The organism is Microbacterium sp. AC215, from assembly GCF_979258645.1.
Genome location: NZ_OZ409869.1, coordinates 323,754 through 344,463, shown reverse-complemented (window position 1 = coordinate 344,463; position 20,710 = coordinate 323,754). Strand labels below are relative to the sequence as shown.

The following is a 20,710-nucleotide window of genomic DNA, read 5'->3' as shown; positions in this document are numbered from 1 at the left end:
CGGGTAAGACGGTCAGAGCTCGACGGGCGGCGCCGGCTCCGAATCCGCGGCCTCGGGGTGACGAGCGAGGTTCACGACGGCGGCGATGAGGCCGCCCCAGATCGTGACCATCGCGATGATCATCATGACGACCGCTGTCGTGGTCATGCGCCCGCTCCCTTCTCCGTCGCGCGCGGTTCCGAGGTCGCGATCAGCGGGATCGACGAGGTCTCGGCATCCGGTTCGTAGTCTTCCTCGGTGAGGAACTCGTCGTACTCGGGATCATCCTTGGCGTGGGAGCGGCCGCTCCATGGCAGCGCCGAGAGCAGCAGTGCGATCACGACGAGCGCGATGACCATGCCCCATCCGAAGACGGCGAGGAACCATCCCGGATAGCCGCCGTACGGCTCGGAGATCTTCGAGATCAGCTCGGTGACGAGCAGGTACCCGAGCACCAGGGGCGCGAGCGCGCCGACGAGCAGCATCCACACTCGCCCGACCCGGAAGCTCGACCGACGATCGAGGTGGTCGACGAGTGCCGGCAGCTTGTGCAGCAGCCATGCGACCACGATCACCGCGACCAGTGCGACGGCCATGATGCCGAAGGCATTGACGAAGGCGTCAGCGGTATCGAGCACGGACAGCGCGGTGGTCGTCGAGAACAGTGCCAACGAGACGATCGCGAGCGGGATGGACACCGTGAGCGTCGTGCGGATGCGCGCCCAGCCCAGCTTGTCCTGCAGCGCCGCGACGATCACCTCGAGGATCGAGATGAGCGAGGTCACCCCCGCGAAGACCAGCGCTCCGAAGAAGAGGACGCCGATGATCGAGCCGCCTGCCGCCTGAGAGACGATCGTGGGGAAGGCGATGAAGGCCAGGCCGATTCCCGACGACGCGACACCGGCCACCTCGGTCCCCTGTGCCTGCGCCATGAAGCCGAGGGCCGCGAACACGCCGATTCCCGCGAGGATCTCGAAGCCGGAGTTCGCGAACGCCACGACCAGACCGGAACCGGTGAGGTCGGTCTTGCGCTTCAGGTACGACGAGTAGGTCACCATGATGCCGAAGGCCACCGACAGCGAGAAGAAGATGTGGCCGTAGGCCGATGCCCAGACGGCCGGGTCGCCGAGCGCTTCCCAGTTGGGGGTGAAGAAGGCGTTCAGCCCGTCCATGGCGCCCGGCAGGAACAGCGACTGCACCACGAGGATCGCGAACATCACCGTGAGCAGAGGCATCAGGATCATGTTCGCCCGGCCGATCCCGCGCTTCACACCCAGCGCCATGATGACGATGACGATCAGCCAGACCGCCACGAGCGGGAGGCCGACCTGCGGCACGAAGTCCGTCGAGATGCCCACCTCGGCGACATCGGCCGAGCGGAGGAAGTCGATGAAGAAGAAGTCGTTCTCGTTGCCCGGCCCCCAGGTCAGCTGCGCCGAGAACCAGGTGTACATCGCAGCCCACGCGATGATCACCGCGTAGTAGACCGCGATCACCACGCAGATGAGCACCTGCCACCAGCCGAGCGGCTCGGCCCTGCGGTGCATCCGTCGGAAGGCCAACGGCGCGGAGCCGCGGAACCGGTGGCCGATCGCGTAGTCGAAGAAGAGGAGCGGGATTCCGGCAGTGAGAAGCGCACACAGATACGGGATGAGGAACGCCCCGCCTCCGCCTTCGTACGCCACGTAGGGGAATCTCCAGATGTTCCCCAGCCCGACGGCAGAGCCGATCGCAGAGAGGATGAAGACGTTGCGCGAGCCGAAGGCCTCGCGTTTCGGGGTCTGCGTCGTTGCGGTGGCCATGCGCATGAGGTTACCGGAGTCAGCGTGACGAGACGTGGCGATTCTCGTGCCGATCTCTCCGCTCTCGGATCGTCATCAGGATGCGGCGCCGACTATGGGCGGCAACACTCAGACGCGCTCCCCCGTACCGCACCCCTCCGCGCAGCCGCGCGGCGATGGCGAGCCACGAGCACACCGCACGCTCGGCGACCCACAGCGGCGCCCACAATGCACTGGTCGCCGGGAACACCGAACGGCCGTCGAGCCGTCGTCGGCCGCGCTCGGCGAGCACGACGATCATGAGCAGCACGAGCGCCAGCGAGCCCGGTCGGTGGCGCAGGATCCACACCGTGGGAAGGATCGCCGCCTCGATCGCGAGGCGCAGCGGCTGCGCCCAGCTGTCGTACGCCTGTCTGACCCGCTGCGAGAGGAAGTGCCGGGCGGTGGGTGGGCGCCGCATGACGTAGATGTCGGGTCGGGAGTGGATTCGACCGCCGGTCGCGCGGACGGTGCGCTCCATCTCGAGATTCTCGAAGAGCGTGTCCGCATCGTATCCGCCTGATGAGAGCAGTGCCGAGCGCCGCAGAGCGTAGGTTCCGGGATAGTCGTCCGAGAGTGCGCGATTGAGGAGGCTGCGAGCGGTGTCCCACCGGGCATGCCAGGGCAGCGGAGCGAAATGGTTCTGCGGCTTCACGAGGGTCGCGCGTTCGAGCTCGGAGACCACCGCGGCGAGCGCGCGATAGTCGTACCGCACGTCGTCGTCGGCGATGACCACACGCTCGTGCCGAGCGGATGCGATGCCCGTGAGCACGCCCCGCACCTTGCCGTTCGCTCCCGTGGTCTCGTCGCACGGGATGTGCCGGACGAGGTTCGACCAGGCCGACGCGTGCGAGGCGAAGCGGTCGGGGTCGGATCCATCGACCACCGTCACGTCGGCCCACGCGCGCAGACGCGTGAGGTAGGCCGTGAGATCGTCCATCGTCTCGTCACTCCCCCATCGCAGCGGGAGGACGTATTCGATGTCCAGGAGTGGAGCGCCTTTCATGGCGGCACGATAGATCGCGTCCGCTCGCCTCTTCTCGGGTATTGACAAGATCCTCAGCCCGTCTTCGCACCGAGGATCGCGGCAGCTGGCGGCTACAGGTCGGCGGGCACTCCGAGCTTCTCCCCCGATGACAGCTCATCCGGCTCTGCGACCAGGTACAGCCCGGTCGGGGCATTCGCGGTGAATGCGAGCGCATCGACCCACCGCCGGTTGATCGATGGCTGCCTGCTGCCGAGGAACCGATAGACCAGCGCACTCCCCGGGTGCAGCCAGACGGTGGTGCGGCCTCCCCCGATGCTCTGATCCTCGCGCCAGCTGAAGTTGAAGGGCTCGGCCCGCCGGAGCTTCGCGGTGATCACGAGCTGCAGGTGGCTGAGCGCGCGATCCTCGATCTCGATCCTGATCGAGCCCTCATAGATGAATCTGCCCATCATGCACCTCCCTGCGGCGCGTGCATGGTGAGTCGCGACGGCGACGATGTATCGGATTCGTGCGGCCACGTGAGCGTCAGTGGCGCGCCGGTGAGGTCGGACATGGCGCCAGGTTAGGAAGACAGCGGGCGCTATCGCAGGGTATTGACAAGTTCGCCCTCACCCTGCACGGTGCCCGCGGGTCAGTCAGGCGCCATCGAGCGTCTTCAGCACCTCGGCGACTCCGTGATAGTCGCGGGCGGGCAGCTCGTGGATGGCGTCGATGGTCGCGACCTCGAGATGATCGACGACGGCGATCCTCAGCAGATCGTCCTTGGTCGCGGGGTAGTCGATGCTCCGGAGGGTCCGTGCGAGTCTCATGTCGGAGGAGGGGTGGGCGGCAAGCGCATGGGGCGATGGGTTCATGCGGTTCATTCTTCGGACCGCGCGGCCCGAACTTCGCCTCTCTTGACAGCCGACGGGATCCCGATGTAAGTGGTGTGAGCGGCCTACATATCCTCGATCAGCAGTTCTCCGTGAGCGTTGAGGCTGTTCATCATCCGTGACACGCGCTCGGCATCCACGTGAATCGGCTCGACGCTGTCGAACGCCAGGACGAGCGGAATGCTCGGATGAATCCATGCGGTCAGTCGGCCGTCGCGGGAATCGTCTCCCGGGATCCAGGACATCATGAAGCTCTCCTGCCGCCTGAGCTTCGTGCCGACGACGATCTTCATGTGCGCGAGCGTCACATCGTCGATGACGATCGGGTCGAGTGTGCTGTCATACCTGAGGCGTCCCATCCGGCGATGCTAGGTGAGCGCCCGCCCGGGTGAAGGGGCGTTGACAACCGGAGGATCGTCGGGTGCTGTCTCAGGCCCGCGGAAGCGCACAGGCGGCCGTGCCGCCGGGAAGACGGTGGCGGAAGCGCGCGATCAGCGAATAGCCCAGCGCAGCGACCCAGGAGAACGGGGGCGTGACGAGGAGCACGCCGGCGAAGCGCAGCAGCCGGGATCGCTGCATGCGGAGCAATCCTGCGAAGGCAGCATGTCCGCGCATCCGACGCGCGCCGACCAGCAGCCACGCGTAGCGGGTGACATCCGCGGAACTCAGTCCGATTTCATCGAGGTCGAGCCATTGCCACGGCTGAGCCTCGGGAAACCTGCCGAGCCAGCGTTCGAGTCGTTGCACCCACGAGGTGCAGAACGCGCAATCGCCGTCATAGACGAGAAGTGGCCGGGCGTGCATGGAATCGACCCTACGCCTCACCGGAGAGCAGTCGCCCACCACATCATCCTTTCGATGACAAGCCCCTGTTCGCCCACGTCACCGGTGGCGGAGCCTGTCTGCATGAGCCACCCAGACGACATCAAGCAACCGCTCGACCATCTGCCTCCTCTCGACGAGCGAGACAAGGCCGTCGAGATCGACGAGCCGCACTATCCGACGTCCGAAGCGGGGCCGACCGGACCCGCGCACGCGTCTCCCGATACCGCCGCGGAGCCCGACAAGCCGAACCGGCACGGCGTGGACAAGCTTCCGCCGACCGCACGCTGATCGGTCATCGACGGTCGGACCCGTCGGATTCGCGGTGCCCCGATTCTGCATCGGCATGCTCGCGGATGCGGCGGGCCTCGTCGATGTCCTGCCGCTCCTTCTCTGCGGCTTTGTCGCTCTTGCGTGTGTCCCTCGGAGGAAGGCGGATCTCCCGCTCTGCGGCGATGCCCGCCTGCAGTTGGCGACCTCGCTCGAGTTCGGCGTCGAACTCCGCTCCGACGAGAAGCGCCAGGTTGGCGATCCACAGCCACAGCAGGAACACCACGATGCCCGCGAGGGAGCCGTAAGTGCGGTCGTAGTTCGAGAAGTTCGCCACATAGAAGGCGAAGCCCGCCGTGGCGACAGCCAGCACGATGATCGCGAGGAGCGCCCCGAGGCTGATCCACCGGAAGCGCGGCTGCTTCGCGTTGGGAGTGGCGTAGTAGAGGATCGCGACGGCGAGGACGACGATGAACCCCAACAGAGGCCACTTCGCGATCGACCAGATGGCCTGAGGCACGGTGCCGAGTCCGAGTGAGTCGCCGATGGCTCGTGTGACCGGCCCCGACACCACCAGGATGATCGCCGCGATGACGAACAGCACGATGGTGATCACCGTCACGAGCAGCTGTGCAGGCTTGAGCTTCCAGAACGGTCGCCCCTCGTCGATCTCGTAGATGCGGTTCATCGCTCGGCTGAAGGCGCCGACGTACCCGGACGCCGACCAGATCGCGAGCAGGATGCCGCTGATCAGTGCGAACCCGGCGGCCGGCGAGTCCGCGACCTGTTCGATCGGGCCCCGGAGGGCGTCCGCCGTGTCGCCCGGGGCGACCTGCTCGACGATGCCGATCACCGCTTCCCCGGCGGCCTGTCCCTGACCGACGACGCCGAGGAGGGAGAAGATCGCTATCAGACCGGGAAAGATCGACAGCACCGCGTAGTACGTCAGCGCGGCAGCTATATCGGTGCACTGGTCGGACGAGAACTCACGGAAGGCCTTCTTCGCCACGTACTTCCATGATCGTCCGTGGAGATCGTCCGGGGAGTCGGGCTTGCTCGAGGCCTCGGGATCGACATTCCCGTCTCGGGCCTCCGTGTGCGGCTGCGACATCTTCATTCCTCTCATGACGGACGGACCCGTCGCCTACCCGCGTGCGACGGGTCCGTCCGGTCGATGGCGGTCAGCTGCCCGCGATGTTCTCGCGCGCCTGCTGCGCCTGATCGGTCACTTCACCGGCCGCGGTCTGCGCTTCGTCCTTCACGACAGCCACGGATTCCTGCGCCGTTTCCCTCACGGACTCGACCGACGCCTGCGCCGGTTCCTTCAGATGCTCGCCGACCTCCTTGGCCACGTCGGTGACCTCATCGAGGAGCGGCTGGGCCTGGTCCTTGACCGTCTTCGCGAGCTGCTGCTCCTTCGACGACGCCGGAACGAGCGATGCGATCAGCAGCCCCGCCCCGAAGGCCATCAGGCCGACCGCGAGCGGATTGCCCTCGGCTTTCGCGATGGCGCGGTCCTTGACCTCGGTCACGCGGTCACCGGCGTCCGAGAGCGTGGATCCCGCATCGTCCGCCGACCCCATGACGCGCTCACGCACCGAGGTGAAAGCACCGCGCACTTTCCCCATCTGCCGGTCTACGATCTTCGACGGCGTCACCTTGTCGGCGAGCGCGTCGACATCCGACCCCAGCTCCTGTCGCGTCCGCTCGATGTTCGCGCGGATCTCGTCGGGTGAATCACTCATCGGTTCTCCTCATTTCTCTTCAGTGCTTCCGGAATCTCCTTGACCGTGTCGACGGTCTGCGGCATGCCCTCGACCTGCTTCAGCTGGCTTCGGCCGACCACGAACAGGATCAGCGCGACGATCGCCCAGATCACGGCCACGACGACGCCCGACCAGCCGCGCCCCATGAGCGAGCCCAGCGCCCACCACAGTGCGACGGACAGGAAGAACACCGCCATCAGCGCCGCATAGCCGGCGGCACCCATGATGCCCGCGCCCTTCGCGGACTTCGTCGCGGTCTCCCGCAGCTCCGCGCGAGCGAGTGCGAGCTCCTGACGCATCAGCGTCGACAGGTCTCGCGAGACCTCACCCAGCAGATCGCCGAGCGAGTTCGACGCGGCCTTCGTCTCAGAGGGTGTGGGGTCGCTCATCGCCACCCTCCCCGAGTGCGCCCGATCCGGTCCAGGCGGTCTGTGCGCCGCCGCGACGGGTCGGAGGTGTGAGACCTTCTGTCTCCGTGCGTGTCGGAGCGCCGGTGAGGTCTGCAGCCGTCGCCCCGCCGCTGTCGGCGGCACCGCCCGCGGGAGAGCCGACCGGCACCGGTACGGCCGGGTCCGGGTGGACCTCACGGGGCGGCGTCACCGGCCGTGGAGATGTATGCGTGTCATCTGCCGAGGCGTTCGATGCCAGCGCTCGGGTGAGCCTGCCGACGGCGACGCCGACGATCGCCGCCCCGAGGATGAAGGTTCCGGGCTTGCGTCTCGCATACCGCTTCACCTCCGTGAGCACGGAGGCCGGATCCCGGTCCCCGAGCCAGCTCGCCGCGCCCGACAGCCGTCCGGCGACCTGCTGCACCAGATCGCTCGCGACACCGCTGCCCTCCGAGTTCGCAGCCATCGAACCGAGTTCGTCGCTGACCGACCGAAGCCCACCGGCGAGGCGCTGCTGCTGCGTGTGCGCCTGCTCCTTCAGCTCACGGGTGGTCTGCGCGTACAGGTCCTTCGCCTGCGTCTTGGCCTCGCCGACGACGCTCGCCGCCTCTGCCTTGGCGGTGCCGATCACGTCCTTCGCCTGAGCGCCGGCCGTGTCGGCAAGACCGGCCGCCTCGTTCTTGGCAGCCTCCGCCTTCCCTGAATCCTGCTCGTGATGCGCGTCCGAGCCGCTCGGGCTCGTCGTGCCATAAGTGTCCGACATCAGTGCTCCTTCGTGCGGGGTCGTCTCGGATCGAACGACTTCGTCGACCGATCCGCTGGATTGGTGAGCACTGGTCTAACGGGGTGAGAAAGCCGTTCCAGCACCCTTGCCGAAATCGAGGTCTCGGGTGTAAAAGGCGTCCGACCTAGACGCCTGCGAACGGCGCAGGAACACTCTCGATCGGTCTGCAAGGGCCTTGCGGGGGGCACCCCACCCCTGTAGGTCTGGGCACAGAAGGAGATCTACGAAGGGACGTCCCATCATGGGCAAGTTCGTGTACGAGGGAAATCAGAAGGTGGAGATCGACGACCGCGCGCTCCATCATCTGCAGGTCGTGATGACGACGAAGCTGCGCCGCGGCGAGCCGTTCCTCTTCACCTGGAGGGAGGACGCCAGCATCGGCGGAGGTCGGAGTTCGGTCTGGATGCACCCCGGCTGCAACCTCGTCTTCAAGTACACCGGCGGCAAAGTCCCCGAGCTCAATCGGCACTGGATCGACGCGCTCGCGTTCACCGCGAATGCGCCGTCCGGACTGTATCTGGTTCACGAACCCGAGAACGTGGGCGCAGAGCAGGGCCATGCCGTGGGCGTGAGTTGAGGATCGCATCCGAATGCCGTTCGATGTGATCCGCGACCCGCACTCGCCGAACGACCTGACCGCTGTCTTCCGCCGCCTGGCTGACGCTCTGGATCCGGACTATGACGTCATCGACACCGTGGACCTCCTCGTCGAGGCCGCGACGCACTTCACCCCTGCGGTCGACGCCGGCATCGTCCTGGCCGATGCCGGAGGACAACTCCACGTGCTGGGCTCGACGAGTGAGCGCGCGAGCGATGTGGAGGAGGCAGAGCTCGGCATCGAGCAGGGCCCCTGCCTCGACAGCTTCCGGTCCGGGCGCGTGGTGGAGACACCCGATCTGCGGGCGAGCGCCGATCGCTGGCCCGAGTTCGCTCCTCTCGCGGTGCGACGCGGCCTTCGCGCCGGCTACGCGGTGCCGCTCTCGCTTCGCGATCAGCACCTCGGTGCGCTGAACCTCTTCTTCGACAGGGTCGGCGTGCTCACCGACCAGGATGCGGCCGTCGCTCAGGCACTCGGCGAGTTCGCCACGATCGGTCTGGTGCAGCATCGCACGCTCCGCGCGCACGCCGACCGCACCGCGCAGCTTCAGCACGCGCTCGACAGCAGGATCGTGATCGAGCAGGCGAAGGGCGCGCTGTCGTTTCAGCGCAGCGTCACCACCGACGATGCCTTCACCATCCTTCGACGACACGCGCGCTCTGTCGGTGGGCGACTGCACGATGTCGCGCAGCAGATCGTCGACCGCCGCCTCACCCTGTGAGCGAGTCGGTCACCGCCCTCCGCCTGCGCGTTCCGATTCCCCGCCTTCGGTGGGATCGATGATCTCCGCAGTCAGGCAGACGCCGCCCGTGCTGCTGAGCGTCTGAGAGAGCTCCTCGATCCACCGACGGTTCAGCGTCGGTGCCTCCGTCTCGTCGAACACGAAGCGCAGCGGGATCGATGGATGCAGCCAGATGGTCGATCGACCGGGGGCCTCGCCGTCCTTGTGGATCCACGACAGGGTGAAGCTCTCGTTGCGGCGCAGCTTCGTCGTGACGACGATCTTGAGGTGAGCCAACGCTCGGTCCTCGATGAGGATCGGCGGCTGAGCGGCTCCGTAGAAGAGTCTTCCCATAAATCAACGCTACGCGCGTGCGGCGCGAGATGGGAGGTGACTCTTGTCCGCTCGTCTGCCGTCAGATGCGCTGCACGGGCATCGGCTCGTCGGCGAACCCGCTGAGGAAGTCCGCGGACGGCGCGAAGAAGGTGCTGCCGGTCGTGGCGCGGGAGAAGTCCAGGAGTCGGTCGTACGCGCCGGGCGGGTCACCGATGAACATGTTCTCGAGCATCTTCTCGATGACCCACAGGTAGCGCGAGTATCCGATGAAGTAGGTGCCGAAGGACGACGAGCCCGGGCTGCCGAAAGGCATGTTGTCACGAAGGATGTCGTGCTCGACACCGTCGACCACGATCGTGGCGAGGGTCTTGTGGGACTTCTGCCCGACGGCCGCATCGTCGAGCTCGACGTTGTCGGCCTTCTTGCGGCCGATCACGGCCTCCTGCTGCTCGGTCGTCAGCGCCTGCCACTGACCGAGGTCGTGCAGATATCGCTGGACGACGACGTAGCTGCCTCCGACGTGATCACCGTCCTCTGCGCCCACCAGCGTCGACTCGGCGACGGCGTTCCCCACCGGGTTCGCCGTCCCGTCGACGAAGCCGAGCAGGTCGCGCACGTCGAAATACCGGAATCCCGAGGTCTCGTCGACCACGGTCACGGCGTCGCCCAGCACGTCGAGCAGCTGGCGCTCGAACTCGAACACGAGATCCTGGCGGTTCGCACGGATATGGAAGAGGAGATCCCCGGGCGTGCCCGGCGCGGTGTGCACCGGGCCGACGACCGGTGCGAATGGGTGCAGCTCGGCCGGAACCCGGCGCGCGGTGAGGCGCGGCCACGCCGCGGCTCCGATGCCGACCGTGCACGACAGCATCGCGTCGAGATCACGGAATCCGACGTTCTTCACGAGGTCGTCGATACCGGCGATCGCGTCGCGCGCGGTCGACGCGGCATCCGCTCCGTCAGCGATCTGCAACACGAGGAACGTCGCGCTGGACGTCAGCGGCGCATCGACCTTCTGCGATTCGATCGGGACCCGGCGGGAGGAAGAGCTGCTCACCTCCCCGAACCTAGAGGATGCCGACGAGCACGGCTTCGACGGGTGTCGAAGGAACATGAGGACTCCCGCGGGCACCCTTGAGTACGACACGGAATCCCGACATCATGACCCCGACGGCATACCGACGACAGGAGATGCACCCATGAGCGACGTCAGCGACTTCATCCGGGCGGACGTTCCCCCCTCCGGCCCGGGGTGTCTGGACTGCGAGGCGATCGGCTCGTGGTGGCTGCATCTGCGCCGGTGCGCCTACTGCGGGCACATCGGATGCTGCGACGACTCCTTGCACAAGCATGCGACGAAGCACGCGCACACGAGCGGCGATCGAGTGATCCAGAGCTTCGAGCCCGGTGAGGACTGGTTCTGGGACTTCGGCACCGAGACAGCCTTCGACGGTCCCGTCCTCGCTCCCCCGCACAGCCATCCGCGGTCGCAGACCACCCCCGGCCCGGCTGAGCGCGTGCCTGCGGACTGGCAGGAGCAGCTCGCAGGCGACGCGTGACCGAGGCACCCGACCAGCGGTCGCCCCTGCGTCTCATCGCCGACGCCGACGGGCCGCAGGCTTTCGCGTTGCGCGACTATCTGACCCGCAGCGAGGTTCCGTTCCTGCCGATCATGGTTCCCCGAGGTGCCGCCGCGGCGGCGGGAATCGACCTGACCGGCAGGCGGCTGCCGCTGGTCGTCCTTCCCGAAGGCGCCGTGTTGGAGGACCCGAATCCCGAGCAGGTCGCTGCGGCTCTCGGCTGGGTGAAGCCTCCGGCGCAGTCGACGTACGACCTCATCATCTACGGAGCAGGACCCGCCGGACTCTCGGCCGCCGTCTACGCGGCATCCGAGGGTCTCAGCGTCGCCGTCGTAGAGCGCGACGCCGTCGGCGGGCAGGCCGGTTTCAGCAGCCTCATCGAGAACTACCTCGGTTTCCCCGGGGGGATCTCCGGGGCGGAGCTCGCCGAGCGCGCCCGCCGGCAGGCGCTCTCCTTCGGCGCCGAACTCATCGTCATGAGGTACGGCATCGCCCGCACGTTCAGGGACCACGACGTGCGGGCTCGGCTCGCCGACGGGTCGGAGATTCATGCACGCGCGGCGCTCTGCGCCACCGGCGTGCAGTGGCGCAGACTCGGCCTCGACGGCGAGCAGGGCTTCCGCGGTGCCGGCATCTACTACGGCGCGGGCACCAGCGAAGCCTCCGCCTGCATCGGTCAGCACGTGTACGTCGTCGGCGGCGCCAACTCCGCAGGACAGGCGGCCATGAACCTCGCGGCCCACGCGGCGCACGTCACTGTCGTCGTCCGCGGCCCCTCGCTCTCGTCGACCATGTCGGCCTATCTGCTCGACCGGCTCGCCGCGCAGAGCAACGTCACCATCCTCGTCCACTCCCGCGTCGTCGCGGTCGACGGAGACGAGCATCTGCGGGAGATCACCCTCGACCAGGCTGGCAGGACCACACGCGTGCCCGCGACCCACCTGTTCGTCTGCATCGGCGGGGCTCCCAACACCGAGTGGGCGGCGACGACGGATGTGCAGCTCGACAGTCGCGGGTTCCTGCTCACCGGCGTGGACCTCTCCGCCGACGACCTGCAGAAGTGGCCGCTGGATCGCTCGCCCTACTACCTCGAGACATCCGTGCCCGGGATCTTCGCGGCCGGCGACGTCCGTGCGAACTCCGTCAAGCGCGTCGCATCCGCCGTCGGCGAGGGCGCGATGGCCGTCACCCTCATCCACCGATACCTCGCCGAAGGCGCTCAACGCTGATCGCGCTCGGAGGGCGCTGATCAGCGCAGTGGTGTGATGCCCTGTGCTCCGCGGGGGAACGTGGCCAGCACCGCGGGGTCGATGTTCAGGTGCGCGGAGACGAGCTGCGGGGGCACGTGGGAGAGCCAGTTCGCGAGGGAGATCTCCTCGTACTTGTCGGTGCGGAACACCTCGAGGAACTGCAGCACGTCATCGCCGGTGTTCTCGATGTAATGGCCGAGATTCTTGCGCACCACACCCACGTCTCCGGCGCGGAAGTCGGTCGTGTTCGCGTGCGGCCCGGTGTTGAACACGGTCATGCGGGCGGAGCCGCGCAGGTAGTACTGCCACTCGTCGGCGTTCGGGTGCCAGTGCAGTTCCCGCATCGACCCCGGCTCGACCGTCACGAGGGCTGCAGCGACGGTGCTGGAGTAGGCGTAGTTGGTGGAGTCGGCGATCTGGATGGATCCGCCGGAGTTCTCATACAGCGGCTTCGAGCGCGACAGTCGGAAGATGACCGGTTCCATGCCCCATTCCACGCCCGCGGCGGCCTGGTCGATGTCGAGCGCGGGTGGCTCTTCGCCGGGGAAGATCCAGAGGTTGTGCAGCGGGATGTCGGAGAAGACCGACTGCGCGACGCCGAAGTTCTTCGCGAGGACCTCGGGCGGGGTGTGTGCGAACCAGTCGGTCAGCAGCAGTGTGTTCGACTCGGACTGGTCGCCGTCATCGAACGCCAGCACGAACTCCGCCCCGTCCGGCCCGAGCCCCTGCAGGGAGTGCGGGGTGCCCGCCGGGAAGAACCACAGATCACCCTCTTCGACATCCTCCACCGCGGGCAGACCCGACCTGCTGAGAGTCGTCACCCGCGCCTTGCCGCGGGTCATGACCGCCCATTCGGCGGTCTGGTGCCAGTGCAGTTCGCGGATGCCGCCCGGCTCGAGGTACATGTTGACCCCGGCGATCTCGTCGGAGATGTGGAAGTCCTGCTTCGTGAGCTCCCGCGCCCAGCCGCCGCGCTGCACCCGGCGGGGTGAGATGTTGAACGAGGACCAGAAGAACGGCTGCGTGCTGATGTCCGTCGCCGGCGCGTGCATCTGGTTCGGGAACTGCGACTCGATGACCTCGTTCTGCGGACCGGTCATCGTGTTGCTCTGCGGGCGGTCGGCGATGTTCACCTCCCCCTCCTGCGGCAGATCGGGGTCGCCCAGCGACGGGATCTCGGGGTGGGTGGTGGGGTGGTCGTCACGTTCCATGCGGGAGGCTCCGTCTCTTGTCGCGGGTGCGGCGCTTCTCGACGCCGCGGTGGTGAGGCAGGGGGATGGCGAGCAGGTGCGTCACCTCGAGCTCCTGAGTGCTCATCGCGCGCGCACGGGTGATCTGCTGGGCGTCGAACTCGGTGGTGCGACCTTCGTGTTGACTCACGTGCTCACGCCAGGAGCCGACGGAGTACGCCTCGATGACCGACCCTGGGTCGTCGGCGTCGACGTACACCTGCCACCCCCGCGCCCCCGTCCGCAGACGGGTCTGCTGCACGGCGGTCATCGTGTCGAGGAACTCCTGTCTCCGCTCGACCGGAATGCGATACCGGATGACCACCAGAACGGGCGCGTCGTCAGCACCGTCCGGGCGGAGCCGGTCCTCGACCCCCGGCACCTCCACGATGCCGCGGCCGATGCCGCTCGTCGCCGGCATGGGCCACACGAGCAGGGAGAGTCCGCCCAGGCCGCAGAGGATCCCGGCCCCGATGACCACGAGCCCGGGATCCCACACGGACGCGAGCACGCCCGCGCCCGCAGACCCGGCGGCCGTGCAGCCGAACAGGACGAGCTGGTAGAACGACAGGCCGCGCGTACGCACCCAGACGGGCAGGAACGCCTGCACCGTGCCGTTGATGGTCGCGATCACCCCGATCCAGGCGAGACCGGTCGCCACGAGCGCCGGAAAGGTGATCCACAGGGTCGGCGAGGTCACGAGGACCACGAGTCCCGCCCCGAAGACCACGGACGAGGTCAGCACCACACCGTTGACCGCTGCGACGCGCCGCGCCCACGGAAGCACGAACGCACCGACGATCGATCCTGCTCCCAGCGCCGCCAGCAGAAGGCCGTAGCCACTCGCAGAGAACCCGAGCGAGTTCTTCGCGATGCTCGGCAGCAGCGCCCAGAGCGCGTTCGCCGGTATCAGGAAGACGGCGAGCCGCAGCAGGATGCGGCGGACGATCCGCGAGTGGCGGATGTAGCGGATGCCGGCCCGCGTCGCATCGACGAAGGGCTCGGGCCGAGCCACCGGCGGACTGTAGGTCTTCCAGAAGAGCAGCACGCCCAGGAACACCAGGAAGGAGAGCGCATTGAGCAGGAAGACCGCCGCGACGCCGAACTGGGCGACCACGAGGCCGGCGATCGCCGGTCCCACCGCGCGGGCGATGTTCACGCCGATCGAGGAGAGGCTCGCCGCATCGATCAGGAGCTTCGGTGGCACGATGTCCGGCACGAGTGCCTGGAATGCCGGCAGCTGGATGGCCGAGACCGTCCCCAGCACGAACGTCGACGCCAGCAGGATGGTCGTTGTCGTCTGGCCGACCGCGGTCAGATACGTGAGACCCAGCACGACGGCGAGTTGGACCGTCTGCGACCAGAGAAGGACGCGCCGACGGTTGAGGAACTCGCCGATGACGCCGGCCGGGATCGCGAACAGGAGCACGGGCGCTGCCGATGCCGTCTGCACGAGCGCGACGAGCAGCGGCGAGCTGTCGTCCTGCACCAGGAGCCATTGAGCGCCGACGGTCTGCATCCAGCTGCCGATGTTGCTGACGATCGATGCCAGCCACACCAGGCGGAAGATCGGGACGGCGAGCGGCGCGAACCCCGCCGTCCAACCGGGGCGGGTGTCGACAGCACTCCCCTGCTGCTCAGCCACGGGTCTCGATCTCGTCGAGGATGCTGTCGATGAACCGCACGATCTCCGCGGCGTGCGTCTGCGTGACCAGGTGCGGTGCGTCCAGCTCCCTCACCGCTCGACATCCCGCTCGCCGATATCCGAAGCGCTGGAGGTGCGGGCTGATGAGACGGTCGTGAGTCGCCACGACGCCCCAGCTCGGCGTCACGTCCCAGCCCGCGCCGGACGCCCGCTCGGCGAACACCGAGTCGGAGATCGGGCGCTGTGAGACCGCGAGGACTCCCGATTCGTCGGCGGGAAGGCCCTGCGCGAGAAGGCGCGCGAATTGGTCGGGTGCGACGGTCAGCTCCGTTCGCCGTACGCCGTCTTCACCCGGGAACACGGTGGCCACGAGATGCGCGGATGCCTCTGCCGGCGCGAAGAGGTCTCGCATCTCGGCGATGCTCTCGCCCCGTTCCAGCGCATAGCCCGCGATGAAGAGCAGCCCTGAGACGTTCGCCGCCTCGCCGACGACCGTGATGACGGCCGCGCCATACCCGTGTCCGACGAGCAGCACCTCTCCGTCGACGTGCTCGACGATCGTGCGGATGTAGTCGCAGTCGCCGCGGAAGCCGCGGCCGGTCACCGGAGGAGCGAGCACCCGGTGTCCGCCGTCGAGCAGGCGGAGCACGACCGGCCACCAACCGGATGCGTCGAGGAAGGCTCCGTGCACGAGGACGACCGTGCTGCTGCTCATCATCGCGTCTCCTCGTGTCCCTTCGTCCGCTGAATACGAATCTATGAACCGTCAGACTCACGACCATGCGACAGGAGTCGAAGACGGTCGTTCCTCACTTCTGCCTGCTTTCCGCCTGGTGCGGCTGCTCGGAAGACGCTTCTATGGGGCGTACTCGAGTTCGGTGGATGTGATGTCCGCATCCATCGACGCAGAGCGACACGGTGAGCCCATCCCCCGCACAGGAGCGACCCATGACGATCAGCGATACGACGACCCCCGCAGCCTCGACGGCGCTGTCGGAGATCGCCCTCCAACTCGCAGCATCCCTGCACCGCCGAGTGGTCGTGCACGAGTTCGGTCCGGCGGCGTCCGACGGCGGGCTGTCCGCATCACCTCAGGCATCCGCCTCGCTCCTCTCCGTTCCGGTGCATGACGACGGTGTCCCGGTCGCCGTCATCGAGATCGACCTCGGAGATGGGCCGCAGCTCACGGCGAGCGAGTTCGAGGCGATCGATGCGGCCGTCGCCCTGACCCGTATCGCCCTGCGCAGGGTCCCTGGCTCGTCGCGTGTCGATCGAGAGTCGATCCTGGTCGATCTGCTGCACGCCGACGAGTCCGTGCGTCGCGGCGCCTTCGCGCACGCCGTCCAGCAGCGGTGGCTCCGGCCGGGCCCCGGGACGGTCGCCCGCGCCGTCCTCATCGATGCGACGGTGAGCGATGTCGACCGCATCGCCTTCGGACGTCACCTGACGCACCTCCGGCCCGTGCCGGCTCATTTCATCGGGCTGGAGCGCGGTGTCGTCCTGCTCGTGGGACAGCCGTCCGACAGCGGCCTCACCGACCTCCTCCTCGACGAGGCGGCGAGACGCGGCATCCGCATTCTCGGAATCGGCACCGCCTCCCCTGCGCAGGGCGCGTCGGACCTGCGCAGCGCCGCCGACGAGGCCGTCATCGCCGCCTCTCTCGCCGCCGCCCTCCCGCAGTTCCACCCCTCGGTCGACTCGAGCGCTCTCGGCGGATGGCGGCTGCTCGCCTCGGCGTCAGCCGATCCGGCAGCACTCCGGATCATCTCGCCCGCCGCGCATGCGCTCTACTCCCAACGAGACGACAGCCAGCGGGTGACCGTCGAGACGTATCTCGACGTGGGTGCGAACGTCGTCGCGGCCTGCCGCATCCTGTTCGTCCATCGGACGACGCTCTACTACCGGCTCGAGCGTCTGCCCGAGGTGGTCAGAGAGGCGCTCGACGACGGCGTCGCGCGCAGCACTCTCCATCTTGCGTTGAAGCTCATCAGGCTCTGGGAGTCGACCGGCCGCCTGTGACCGCGGGACCCCGCCGGACGATCACGCTGCATCGCCCTCTGAACCGGGTGCGCGAGACGTGCCGATGAGCGACACCTCCCGGCGCACTCTGTCGAAGATGAACGCCTCGCTGCTCCCCGGCCCCAGCATGGCCAGAGCCTCATCCGCCTCGGCGATCGCAGCCTCGCCGTCGCCCGCGTGGATCAGCGCACGGATGTGTCGGCGCATCATCAGCAGCACACGGGTGTCGTCCTTGAGCGATCGTGCGATCTCGATGCCCCGCGCGCCGACTCGGACCGCGTCCTCGTGTCGTCCGACGGCGACATAGGCGTCGACGAGGTCGAGGCACGCCGCGAACTGCGTGACGATGCTGGTCAGACTGTCCGTGGTCTCGGCGGATCGGACGCGTGCGAGCGTCGCCTCCGTCTCGGGGATCGACTCGAGGTACTTGCCGCGTCGGGCCTTGACCATCGACGAGAGCACCTGCGCGTTCTCCGCCCCTGTCGTCTCCTGAGCCGCGCGAAAGGCGACCATGGCCGCCGCGGCCGCCGCGTCGGCCTCGACGAGACGATCCAGCGTCCAGCTCGCCCACCCGATGTAGTAGTGCGCCCAGCCCTGCTGCGCGGCATCACCCGCGCGGGTGGCCGCCTCCAGCGCGGCATGCCCGGTGAGCACCGCGTTCGCCCGGTCACCGACCTCGACGATCTCCGCCCACGCGACGTACCCCAGCTGCGCGGCTTCTGCTCTCGGGTCGCCCAGCCTCTTCGCCGCCGCAGCCGCGAGAGAGAAGAATCGATGCCAGTGTCCCCACGTGATCCAGATGTCGGAGTACCAGTGCAGCGCATCCGCGACGTCGCAGACCATCGCGTCCTCGCCGAGCTCCGCTGCCTCCGCATACGCCGGCCACCAGTGCTCGACCTCCTCGCGGATCCACACCGCGGCCGCCTCGGCATCGATGAAGCTGCGGCCGTTGCGTGAGACTGCGCTCGCATCCCTTCCCGGTTCGTACCAGGCGCCTGCGCGCTCCAGACTCCCCAGCAGCCACGTGCGGATATGGGCGTGCCGCCGCGCGATCTCATCGGATCCGACAGCATCGCGCAGCTTGCCCAGCCCGAAGAGACGCATCAGATCGTGCAGACGGTAGCGGTCGCCACCGCGCGCCTCGAGCAGTCCCAGGTCCGTGAGGTCGTCCAGCCGACGCTCCACCTCGGCCACATCTGACGATCGCACGGCAGCGGCTGCGAGATGGGCCCCGAAGGTGCGACCGTCGATGAGCGAGATCCACCGGAACAGCGCGGCAGTGCGCGGGTCCAGCTCCTCGTAGGAGAGAGAGATGGCCGCTTCCACGGCCAGGTCACCGGCGACGAGCATGCGCAGCCTGTCCTCCGACGTGCGCAGTCGGCTCAGGAGATCGGCGGCCGTCCATGAGGGGCGACTGGCGATGCGATTGCCGACCACTCGAAGCGCGAGGGGCACGTCGTCGCACAGGGCCGCGATCTCGCTCAGCGCATCCAGGTCGGAGGCATCGTCATGCGGGATGAGACGACCGAGGAACGCGATGCTCTCGTCCCGCTGCAGGGGCCCGAGCCGCAGGCGCCGCACCCCTTCGAGGCCTGCGAGACTGCGGCGCGACGTCACGACCACGACATCTCCCGCGCAGATCGACAGGATCGGACGGATCTGCGCCTCGTTCGCGACGTTGTCGAGCAGCACCTGGACGGGAGCCTCCGCGACCGCTGCCTGCCATTGCGTCCGCGCCGTCGCCAGATCAGCAGGCGGCTTCTGCTCCGCTCCGGGGAGCTGCCGCAGCATGGCGGTGACCACCTGGAGCGGTGTCAGCGGAGACGAGCTGAAGCCGTCCAGCCCCACGAAGACCAGCGGACGGCGGTCGGCCTCTCCTCCACGCGACAGGATCTCGACGGCGCCGGTCGTCTTGCCGATTCCCGGCGCGCCGCTGATGACCAGCGCCGGTCGCTGCCGATCTGCGGGTGGAGGGCCGTGCAGGATGCGAAGTGCTTCATCGATCTCGGCCTGCCGGCCCGAGAAGTCGAACACCCGGTGCGGGGCTATGGCCCCCGCGGGCTCTGTCGCGGCGGCGGCACGGGGCCGGGCACGCGCAGCGCGGAGGAACGCATGCTGATCGGCCACATCGAGTCCGAGTCCGTCGGCGAGCGCATCGACGGTGCGCCGTTGCGGCGAGGCGCTCGCTCCGCGTTCGAGGTCGCCGATCGTGCGCACGCTCACCCCGGATCGAGACGCGAGCGCTTCGAGAGTCAGGTTCTGGCCCACGCGCAACGAGCGCAGCATCAGCCCGAAGGGTGAGGGGTGTGTCACGACGTCCGCCTTTCGCTGATCTCAGCTTGGCAGGTCTCGTCGGCGGGTTGATGGCGCGCCGGTTACAGGGCGGTTTCGTCGGGACCGGACACTGCACGTCCGGCCCTCGCGCCGGGCTCCTGACCGACGAGCGCGCGACGCATGACGACCGCGGCCGAGACGGTCGCGACCGACACGATCGAGATGAAGACGAGGAGCACCGTGGTCTGCGATGCGAACGTGAGGATCACTCCGATCGCGAGCACCGGAAGCGCGAGGCCGCAGTAGGCGATGAGGAAGACCAGCGCGAGCGTCTCCCCCCGTCGTCCCGGCTCGGCGAGACCCGCGGCCGTCGCGACCGACGACTTGAACAGCAGCCCGACGCCGACGCCTGCGACGACGCCTCCGAAGAGGAACACCGCGAGCGACGGCACCAGCGTTCCTGCGGCGACGGCGACGAGCCCGCATGCGCAGCAGACGGCCGCGACCGTCAGCTGGATGCGCAGCGGCACCCGAGCGAGAGCCACCTGGCCGGTTGCCGCGGCAGCGAACACCGAGCACGCGGTGATCCCGGCGAGAAGGTGGTCATGCTCGCCGAACGTGCTGATGAGGATGGTGGGCGCGAGAGAGGTGAACAGGCCGAACAGGGCGAATCCGGCGAATGCTCCGAAGCCCGCGGCGATGAATGCCGCCCTCGATCGCGGCGGTGCGGCTATGCGTTGCGGCCTGTACCGTCTCGGCTCGCCGGGTGGTGTCACCGTCTCCGGGACACCGGACACCGCGATGGCGGCCGCGATGAGCACCACGAGGAAGACCGCGTGCGGCAGCACCAGCGGCGCGGGCAGGAACTCGGCGAACAGACCGCCGATCAGCGGTCCGAGCGCCAGTCCGCCGAGATTGGCGGCACCCGCCACGGATGCGGCCACGATCGCGTTCTCGCTGGGGCGCGCCTGGGCCCGCAGCTCACCCAGATGCGCGGTGGCGGTGGCGGTGAGGATGCCGACGCTCGCGCCGTTCACCAACCTCGCGGCGAGCAGTCCCGGCACAACGTGCCATGCGAGGAACAGGACGGCGCTGAGAGCCGCGATGAGGATCGCGATCACCAGCATCCGCCGTCGCCCCATCCAGTCGCTGACATGCCCGAGCAGGAAGAGGCTGAGCACGACGCCGACGGCGAAGGCCGCGAAGATCAGGGTGATCACCGAGACCGGGAACCCGTCGACCTCCTGGTACAGCGGGTACAGAGGGGTCGGCACGGTCGCGTACGCCATCACGAGCAGGAAGGCGGAGGCGACCACCCAGAATCCCGCCCCGTGCGAGATCCGGGAGTTCGACATGGTCGAGACGCTA

At 68.0% G+C, this 20,710-nt stretch carries 24 protein-coding genes; 6 read left to right on the top strand and 18 right to left on the bottom strand.

Features of this window, described 5'->3' with window-relative positions:
* Positions 1–12: 12 nt before the first annotated feature.
* The 7 genes from ACZZZF_RS01825 to ACZZZF_RS01795 all read right to left on the bottom strand — a co-directional run bounded on the left by ACZZZF_RS01825 (position 13) and on the right by ACZZZF_RS01795 (position 4,463).
* Positions 13–147 carry a methionine/alanine import family NSS transporter small subunit gene (locus ACZZZF_RS01825; protein WP_072591348.1) on the bottom strand — a complete coding sequence of 45 codons (135 nt, stop codon included), beginning with the start codon at positions 145–147 and terminating at the stop codon, positions 13–15.
* Positions 144–1,781, bottom strand: a complete 1,638-nt coding sequence (locus ACZZZF_RS01820; RefSeq protein ID WP_463496833.1) for a sodium-dependent transporter — start codon at positions 1,779–1,781, stop codon at positions 144–146. Before ACZZZF_RS01820 ends, ACZZZF_RS01825 begins: the two co-directional genes overlap by 4 nt.
* Before the next feature lie 19 nt (positions 1,782–1,800).
* Positions 1,801–2,805 carry a glycosyltransferase family 2 protein gene (locus ACZZZF_RS01815; protein WP_463496830.1) on the bottom strand — a complete coding sequence of 335 codons (1,005 nt, stop codon included), beginning with the start codon at positions 2,803–2,805 and terminating at the stop codon, positions 1,801–1,803.
* A 92-nt stretch (positions 2,806–2,897) separates the two neighbouring features.
* On the bottom strand, positions 2,898–3,236 hold the full coding sequence (locus tag ACZZZF_RS01810) for a DUF7882 family protein (protein WP_072591349.1): 339 nt from the start codon (positions 3,234–3,236) through the stop codon (positions 2,898–2,900).
* A gap of 186 nt (positions 3,237–3,422) precedes the next feature.
* Positions 3,423–3,641 carry a DUF2795 domain-containing protein gene (locus ACZZZF_RS01805; RefSeq protein WP_187249711.1) on the bottom strand — a complete coding sequence of 73 codons (219 nt, stop codon included), beginning with the start codon at positions 3,639–3,641 and terminating at the stop codon, positions 3,423–3,425.
* An 83-nt stretch (positions 3,642–3,724) separates the two neighbouring features.
* Positions 3,725–4,018, bottom strand: coding sequence for a DUF7882 family protein (locus ACZZZF_RS01800; RefSeq protein ID WP_056278853.1), 294 nt, complete (start codon positions 4,016–4,018; stop codon positions 3,725–3,727).
* Positions 4,019–4,088: 70 nt separating this feature from the next.
* The gene (locus tag ACZZZF_RS01795; protein WP_463496828.1) at positions 4,089–4,463 is read right to left on the bottom strand and encodes a thiol-disulfide oxidoreductase DCC family protein; all 375 of its coding nucleotides are present in this window, start codon (positions 4,461–4,463) and stop codon (positions 4,089–4,091) included.
* A 102-nt stretch (positions 4,464–4,565) separates the two neighbouring features.
* Here ACZZZF_RS01795 and ACZZZF_RS01790 point away from each other — a divergent pair, with 102 nt between their 5' ends.
* Positions 4,566–4,772 carry a hypothetical protein gene (locus ACZZZF_RS01790; RefSeq protein WP_053096369.1) on the top strand — a complete coding sequence of 69 codons (207 nt, stop codon included), beginning with the start codon at positions 4,566–4,568 and terminating at the stop codon, positions 4,770–4,772.
* Between the two features lie 4 nt (positions 4,773–4,776).
* Here the strand turns inward: ACZZZF_RS01790 and ACZZZF_RS01785 are convergent, their stop codons facing one another.
* From ACZZZF_RS01785 to ACZZZF_RS01770, 4 genes are all read right to left on the bottom strand, one after another.
* Positions 4,777–5,868 (bottom strand): YihY/virulence factor BrkB family protein, encoded by a 1,092-nt coding sequence (locus tag ACZZZF_RS01785; protein ID WP_372983464.1) that lies wholly within the window; start codon positions 5,866–5,868, stop codon positions 4,777–4,779.
* Between the two features lie 64 nt (positions 5,869–5,932).
* The gene (locus ACZZZF_RS01780; protein ID WP_320488465.1) at positions 5,933–6,496 is read right to left on the bottom strand and encodes a DUF3618 domain-containing protein; all 564 of its coding nucleotides are present in this window, start codon (positions 6,494–6,496) and stop codon (positions 5,933–5,935) included.
* Positions 6,493–6,906, bottom strand: coding sequence for a phage holin family protein (locus tag ACZZZF_RS01775; protein ID WP_295101355.1), 414 nt, complete (start codon positions 6,904–6,906; stop codon positions 6,493–6,495). The genes ACZZZF_RS01780 and ACZZZF_RS01775 overlap by 4 nt, the downstream gene beginning before the upstream one ends.
* The gene (locus tag ACZZZF_RS01770) at positions 6,884–7,669 is read right to left on the bottom strand and encodes a hypothetical protein (RefSeq protein ID WP_463496825.1); all 786 of its coding nucleotides are present in this window, start codon (positions 7,667–7,669) and stop codon (positions 6,884–6,886) included. The genes ACZZZF_RS01775 and ACZZZF_RS01770 overlap by 23 nt, the downstream gene beginning before the upstream one ends.
* A 262-nt stretch (positions 7,670–7,931) precedes the next feature.
* Between ACZZZF_RS01770 and ACZZZF_RS01765 the strand changes: the two genes are divergently transcribed.
* The gene (locus tag ACZZZF_RS01765) at positions 7,932–8,267 is read left to right on the top strand and encodes a DUF7882 family protein (protein WP_400341089.1); all 336 of its coding nucleotides are present in this window, start codon (positions 7,932–7,934) and stop codon (positions 8,265–8,267) included.
* Positions 8,268–8,280: 13 nt separating this feature from the next.
* Complete coding sequence (locus ACZZZF_RS01760) at positions 8,281–9,009, top strand: GAF and ANTAR domain-containing protein (RefSeq protein WP_463496822.1); 729 nt, start codon at positions 8,281–8,283, stop codon at positions 9,007–9,009.
* 9 nt (positions 9,010–9,018) lie between these two features.
* Here ACZZZF_RS01760 and ACZZZF_RS01755 read toward each other — a convergent pair whose 3' ends face one another.
* Together ACZZZF_RS01755 and ACZZZF_RS01750 are read right to left on the bottom strand one after the other, a co-directional pair.
* Entirely contained in the window at positions 9,019–9,363 is a 345-nt protein-coding gene (locus ACZZZF_RS01755) for a DUF7882 family protein (protein ID WP_072591357.1), read from the bottom strand.
* Between the two features lie 61 nt (positions 9,364–9,424).
* Positions 9,425–10,402: a Dyp-type peroxidase gene (locus tag ACZZZF_RS01750; protein WP_463496819.1), complete on the bottom strand. Its 978-nt coding sequence runs from the start codon at positions 10,400–10,402 to the stop codon at positions 9,425–9,427.
* A gap of 142 nt (positions 10,403–10,544) precedes the next feature.
* On the opposite strand from ACZZZF_RS01750, the gene ACZZZF_RS01745 reads away from it, so the two are divergent.
* Both ACZZZF_RS01745 and ACZZZF_RS01740 read left to right on the top strand, forming a co-directional pair.
* The gene (locus ACZZZF_RS01745) at positions 10,545–10,904 is read left to right on the top strand and encodes a UBP-type zinc finger domain-containing protein (RefSeq protein WP_463496818.1); all 360 of its coding nucleotides are present in this window, start codon (positions 10,545–10,547) and stop codon (positions 10,902–10,904) included.
* Positions 10,901–12,154 carry an NAD(P)/FAD-dependent oxidoreductase gene (locus tag ACZZZF_RS01740; protein WP_230100757.1) on the top strand — a complete coding sequence of 418 codons (1,254 nt, stop codon included), beginning with the start codon at positions 10,901–10,903 and terminating at the stop codon, positions 12,152–12,154. Before ACZZZF_RS01745 ends, ACZZZF_RS01740 begins: the two co-directional genes overlap by 4 nt.
* Before the next feature lie 20 nt (positions 12,155–12,174).
* On the opposite strand, the gene ACZZZF_RS01735 is transcribed toward ACZZZF_RS01740, so the two are convergent.
* The 3 genes from ACZZZF_RS01735 to ACZZZF_RS01725 are packed head-to-tail and all read right to left on the bottom strand — an operon-like array spanning position 12,175 to position 15,764.
* Entirely contained in the window at positions 12,175–13,386 is a 1,212-nt protein-coding gene (locus tag ACZZZF_RS01735; protein WP_431738233.1) for a cupin domain-containing protein, read from the bottom strand.
* Positions 13,376–15,049: an MFS transporter gene (locus tag ACZZZF_RS01730; RefSeq protein ID WP_463496816.1), complete on the bottom strand. Its 1,674-nt coding sequence runs from the start codon at positions 15,047–15,049 to the stop codon at positions 13,376–13,378. Before ACZZZF_RS01730 ends, ACZZZF_RS01735 begins: the two co-directional genes overlap by 11 nt.
* Positions 15,042–15,764, bottom strand: coding sequence for an alpha/beta hydrolase (locus ACZZZF_RS01725; RefSeq protein WP_463496813.1), 723 nt, complete (start codon positions 15,762–15,764; stop codon positions 15,042–15,044). Before ACZZZF_RS01725 ends, ACZZZF_RS01730 begins: the two co-directional genes overlap by 8 nt.
* 233 nt (positions 15,765–15,997) lie before the next feature.
* Here ACZZZF_RS01725 and ACZZZF_RS01720 point away from each other — a divergent pair, with 233 nt between their 5' ends.
* Positions 15,998–17,068: a PucR family transcriptional regulator gene (locus ACZZZF_RS01720; RefSeq protein ID WP_463496810.1), complete on the top strand. Its 1,071-nt coding sequence runs from the start codon at positions 15,998–16,000 to the stop codon at positions 17,066–17,068.
* A 21-nt stretch (positions 17,069–17,089) separates the two neighbouring features.
* Here ACZZZF_RS01720 and ACZZZF_RS01715 read toward each other — a convergent pair whose 3' ends face one another.
* Together ACZZZF_RS01715 and ACZZZF_RS01710 are read right to left on the bottom strand one after the other, a co-directional pair.
* Entirely contained in the window at positions 17,090–19,381 is a 2,292-nt protein-coding gene (locus ACZZZF_RS01715; protein ID WP_463496807.1) for a helix-turn-helix domain-containing protein, read from the bottom strand.
* Between the two features lie 62 nt (positions 19,382–19,443).
* Entirely contained in the window at positions 19,444–20,697 is a 1,254-nt protein-coding gene (locus tag ACZZZF_RS01710; RefSeq protein ID WP_463496805.1) for an MFS transporter, read from the bottom strand.
* Positions 20,698–20,710: the final 13 nt, after the last annotated feature.

Coding starts and splice junctions, on each gene's coding strand:
- ACZZZF_RS01825 (WP_072591348.1), bottom strand. CDS start 147: ATGACCACGACAGCGGTCGTCATGATGATCATCGCGATGGTCACGATC.
- ACZZZF_RS01820 (WP_463496833.1), bottom strand. CDS start 1,781: ATGGCCACCGCAACGACGCAGACCCCGAAACGCGAGGCCTTCGGCTCG.
- ACZZZF_RS01815 (WP_463496830.1), bottom strand. CDS start 2,805: ATGAAAGGCGCTCCACTCCTGGACATCGAATACGTCCTCCCGCTGCGA.
- ACZZZF_RS01810 (WP_072591349.1), bottom strand. CDS start 3,236: ATGGGCAGATTCATCTATGAGGGCTCGATCAGGATCGAGATCGAGGAT.
- ACZZZF_RS01805 (WP_187249711.1), bottom strand. CDS start 3,641: ATGAACCCATCGCCCCATGCGCTTGCCGCCCACCCCTCCTCCGACATG.
- ACZZZF_RS01800 (WP_056278853.1), bottom strand. CDS start 4,018: ATGGGACGCCTCAGGTATGACAGCACACTCGACCCGATCGTCATCGAC.
- ACZZZF_RS01795 (WP_463496828.1), bottom strand. CDS start 4,463: ATGCACGCCCGGCCACTTCTCGTCTATGACGGCGATTGCGCGTTCTGC.
- ACZZZF_RS01790 (WP_053096369.1), top strand. CDS start 4,566: ATGAGCCACCCAGACGACATCAAGCAACCGCTCGACCATCTGCCTCCT.
- ACZZZF_RS01785 (WP_372983464.1), bottom strand. CDS start 5,868: ATGAAGATGTCGCAGCCGCACACGGAGGCCCGAGACGGGAATGTCGAT.
- ACZZZF_RS01780 (WP_320488465.1), bottom strand. CDS start 6,496: ATGAGTGATTCACCCGACGAGATCCGCGCGAACATCGAGCGGACGCGA.
- ACZZZF_RS01775 (WP_295101355.1), bottom strand. CDS start 6,906: ATGAGCGACCCCACACCCTCTGAGACGAAGGCCGCGTCGAACTCGCTC.
- ACZZZF_RS01770 (WP_463496825.1), bottom strand. CDS start 7,669: ATGTCGGACACTTATGGCACGACGAGCCCGAGCGGCTCGGACGCGCAT.
- ACZZZF_RS01765 (WP_400341089.1), top strand. CDS start 7,932: ATGGGCAAGTTCGTGTACGAGGGAAATCAGAAGGTGGAGATCGACGAC.
- ACZZZF_RS01760 (WP_463496822.1), top strand. CDS start 8,281: ATGCCGTTCGATGTGATCCGCGACCCGCACTCGCCGAACGACCTGACC.
- ACZZZF_RS01755 (WP_072591357.1), bottom strand. CDS start 9,363: ATGGGAAGACTCTTCTACGGAGCCGCTCAGCCGCCGATCCTCATCGAG.
- ACZZZF_RS01745 (WP_463496818.1), top strand. CDS start 10,545: ATGAGCGACGTCAGCGACTTCATCCGGGCGGACGTTCCCCCCTCCGGC.
- ACZZZF_RS01735 (WP_431738233.1), bottom strand. CDS start 13,386: ATGGAACGTGACGACCACCCCACCACCCACCCCGAGATCCCGTCGCTG.
- ACZZZF_RS01725 (WP_463496813.1), bottom strand. CDS start 15,764: ATGAGCAGCAGCACGGTCGTCCTCGTGCACGGAGCCTTCCTCGACGCA.
- ACZZZF_RS01720 (WP_463496810.1), top strand. CDS start 15,998: ATGACGATCAGCGATACGACGACCCCCGCAGCCTCGACGGCGCTGTCG.
- ACZZZF_RS01710 (WP_463496805.1), bottom strand. CDS start 20,697: ATGTCGAACTCCCGGATCTCGCACGGGGCGGGATTCTGGGTGGTCGCC.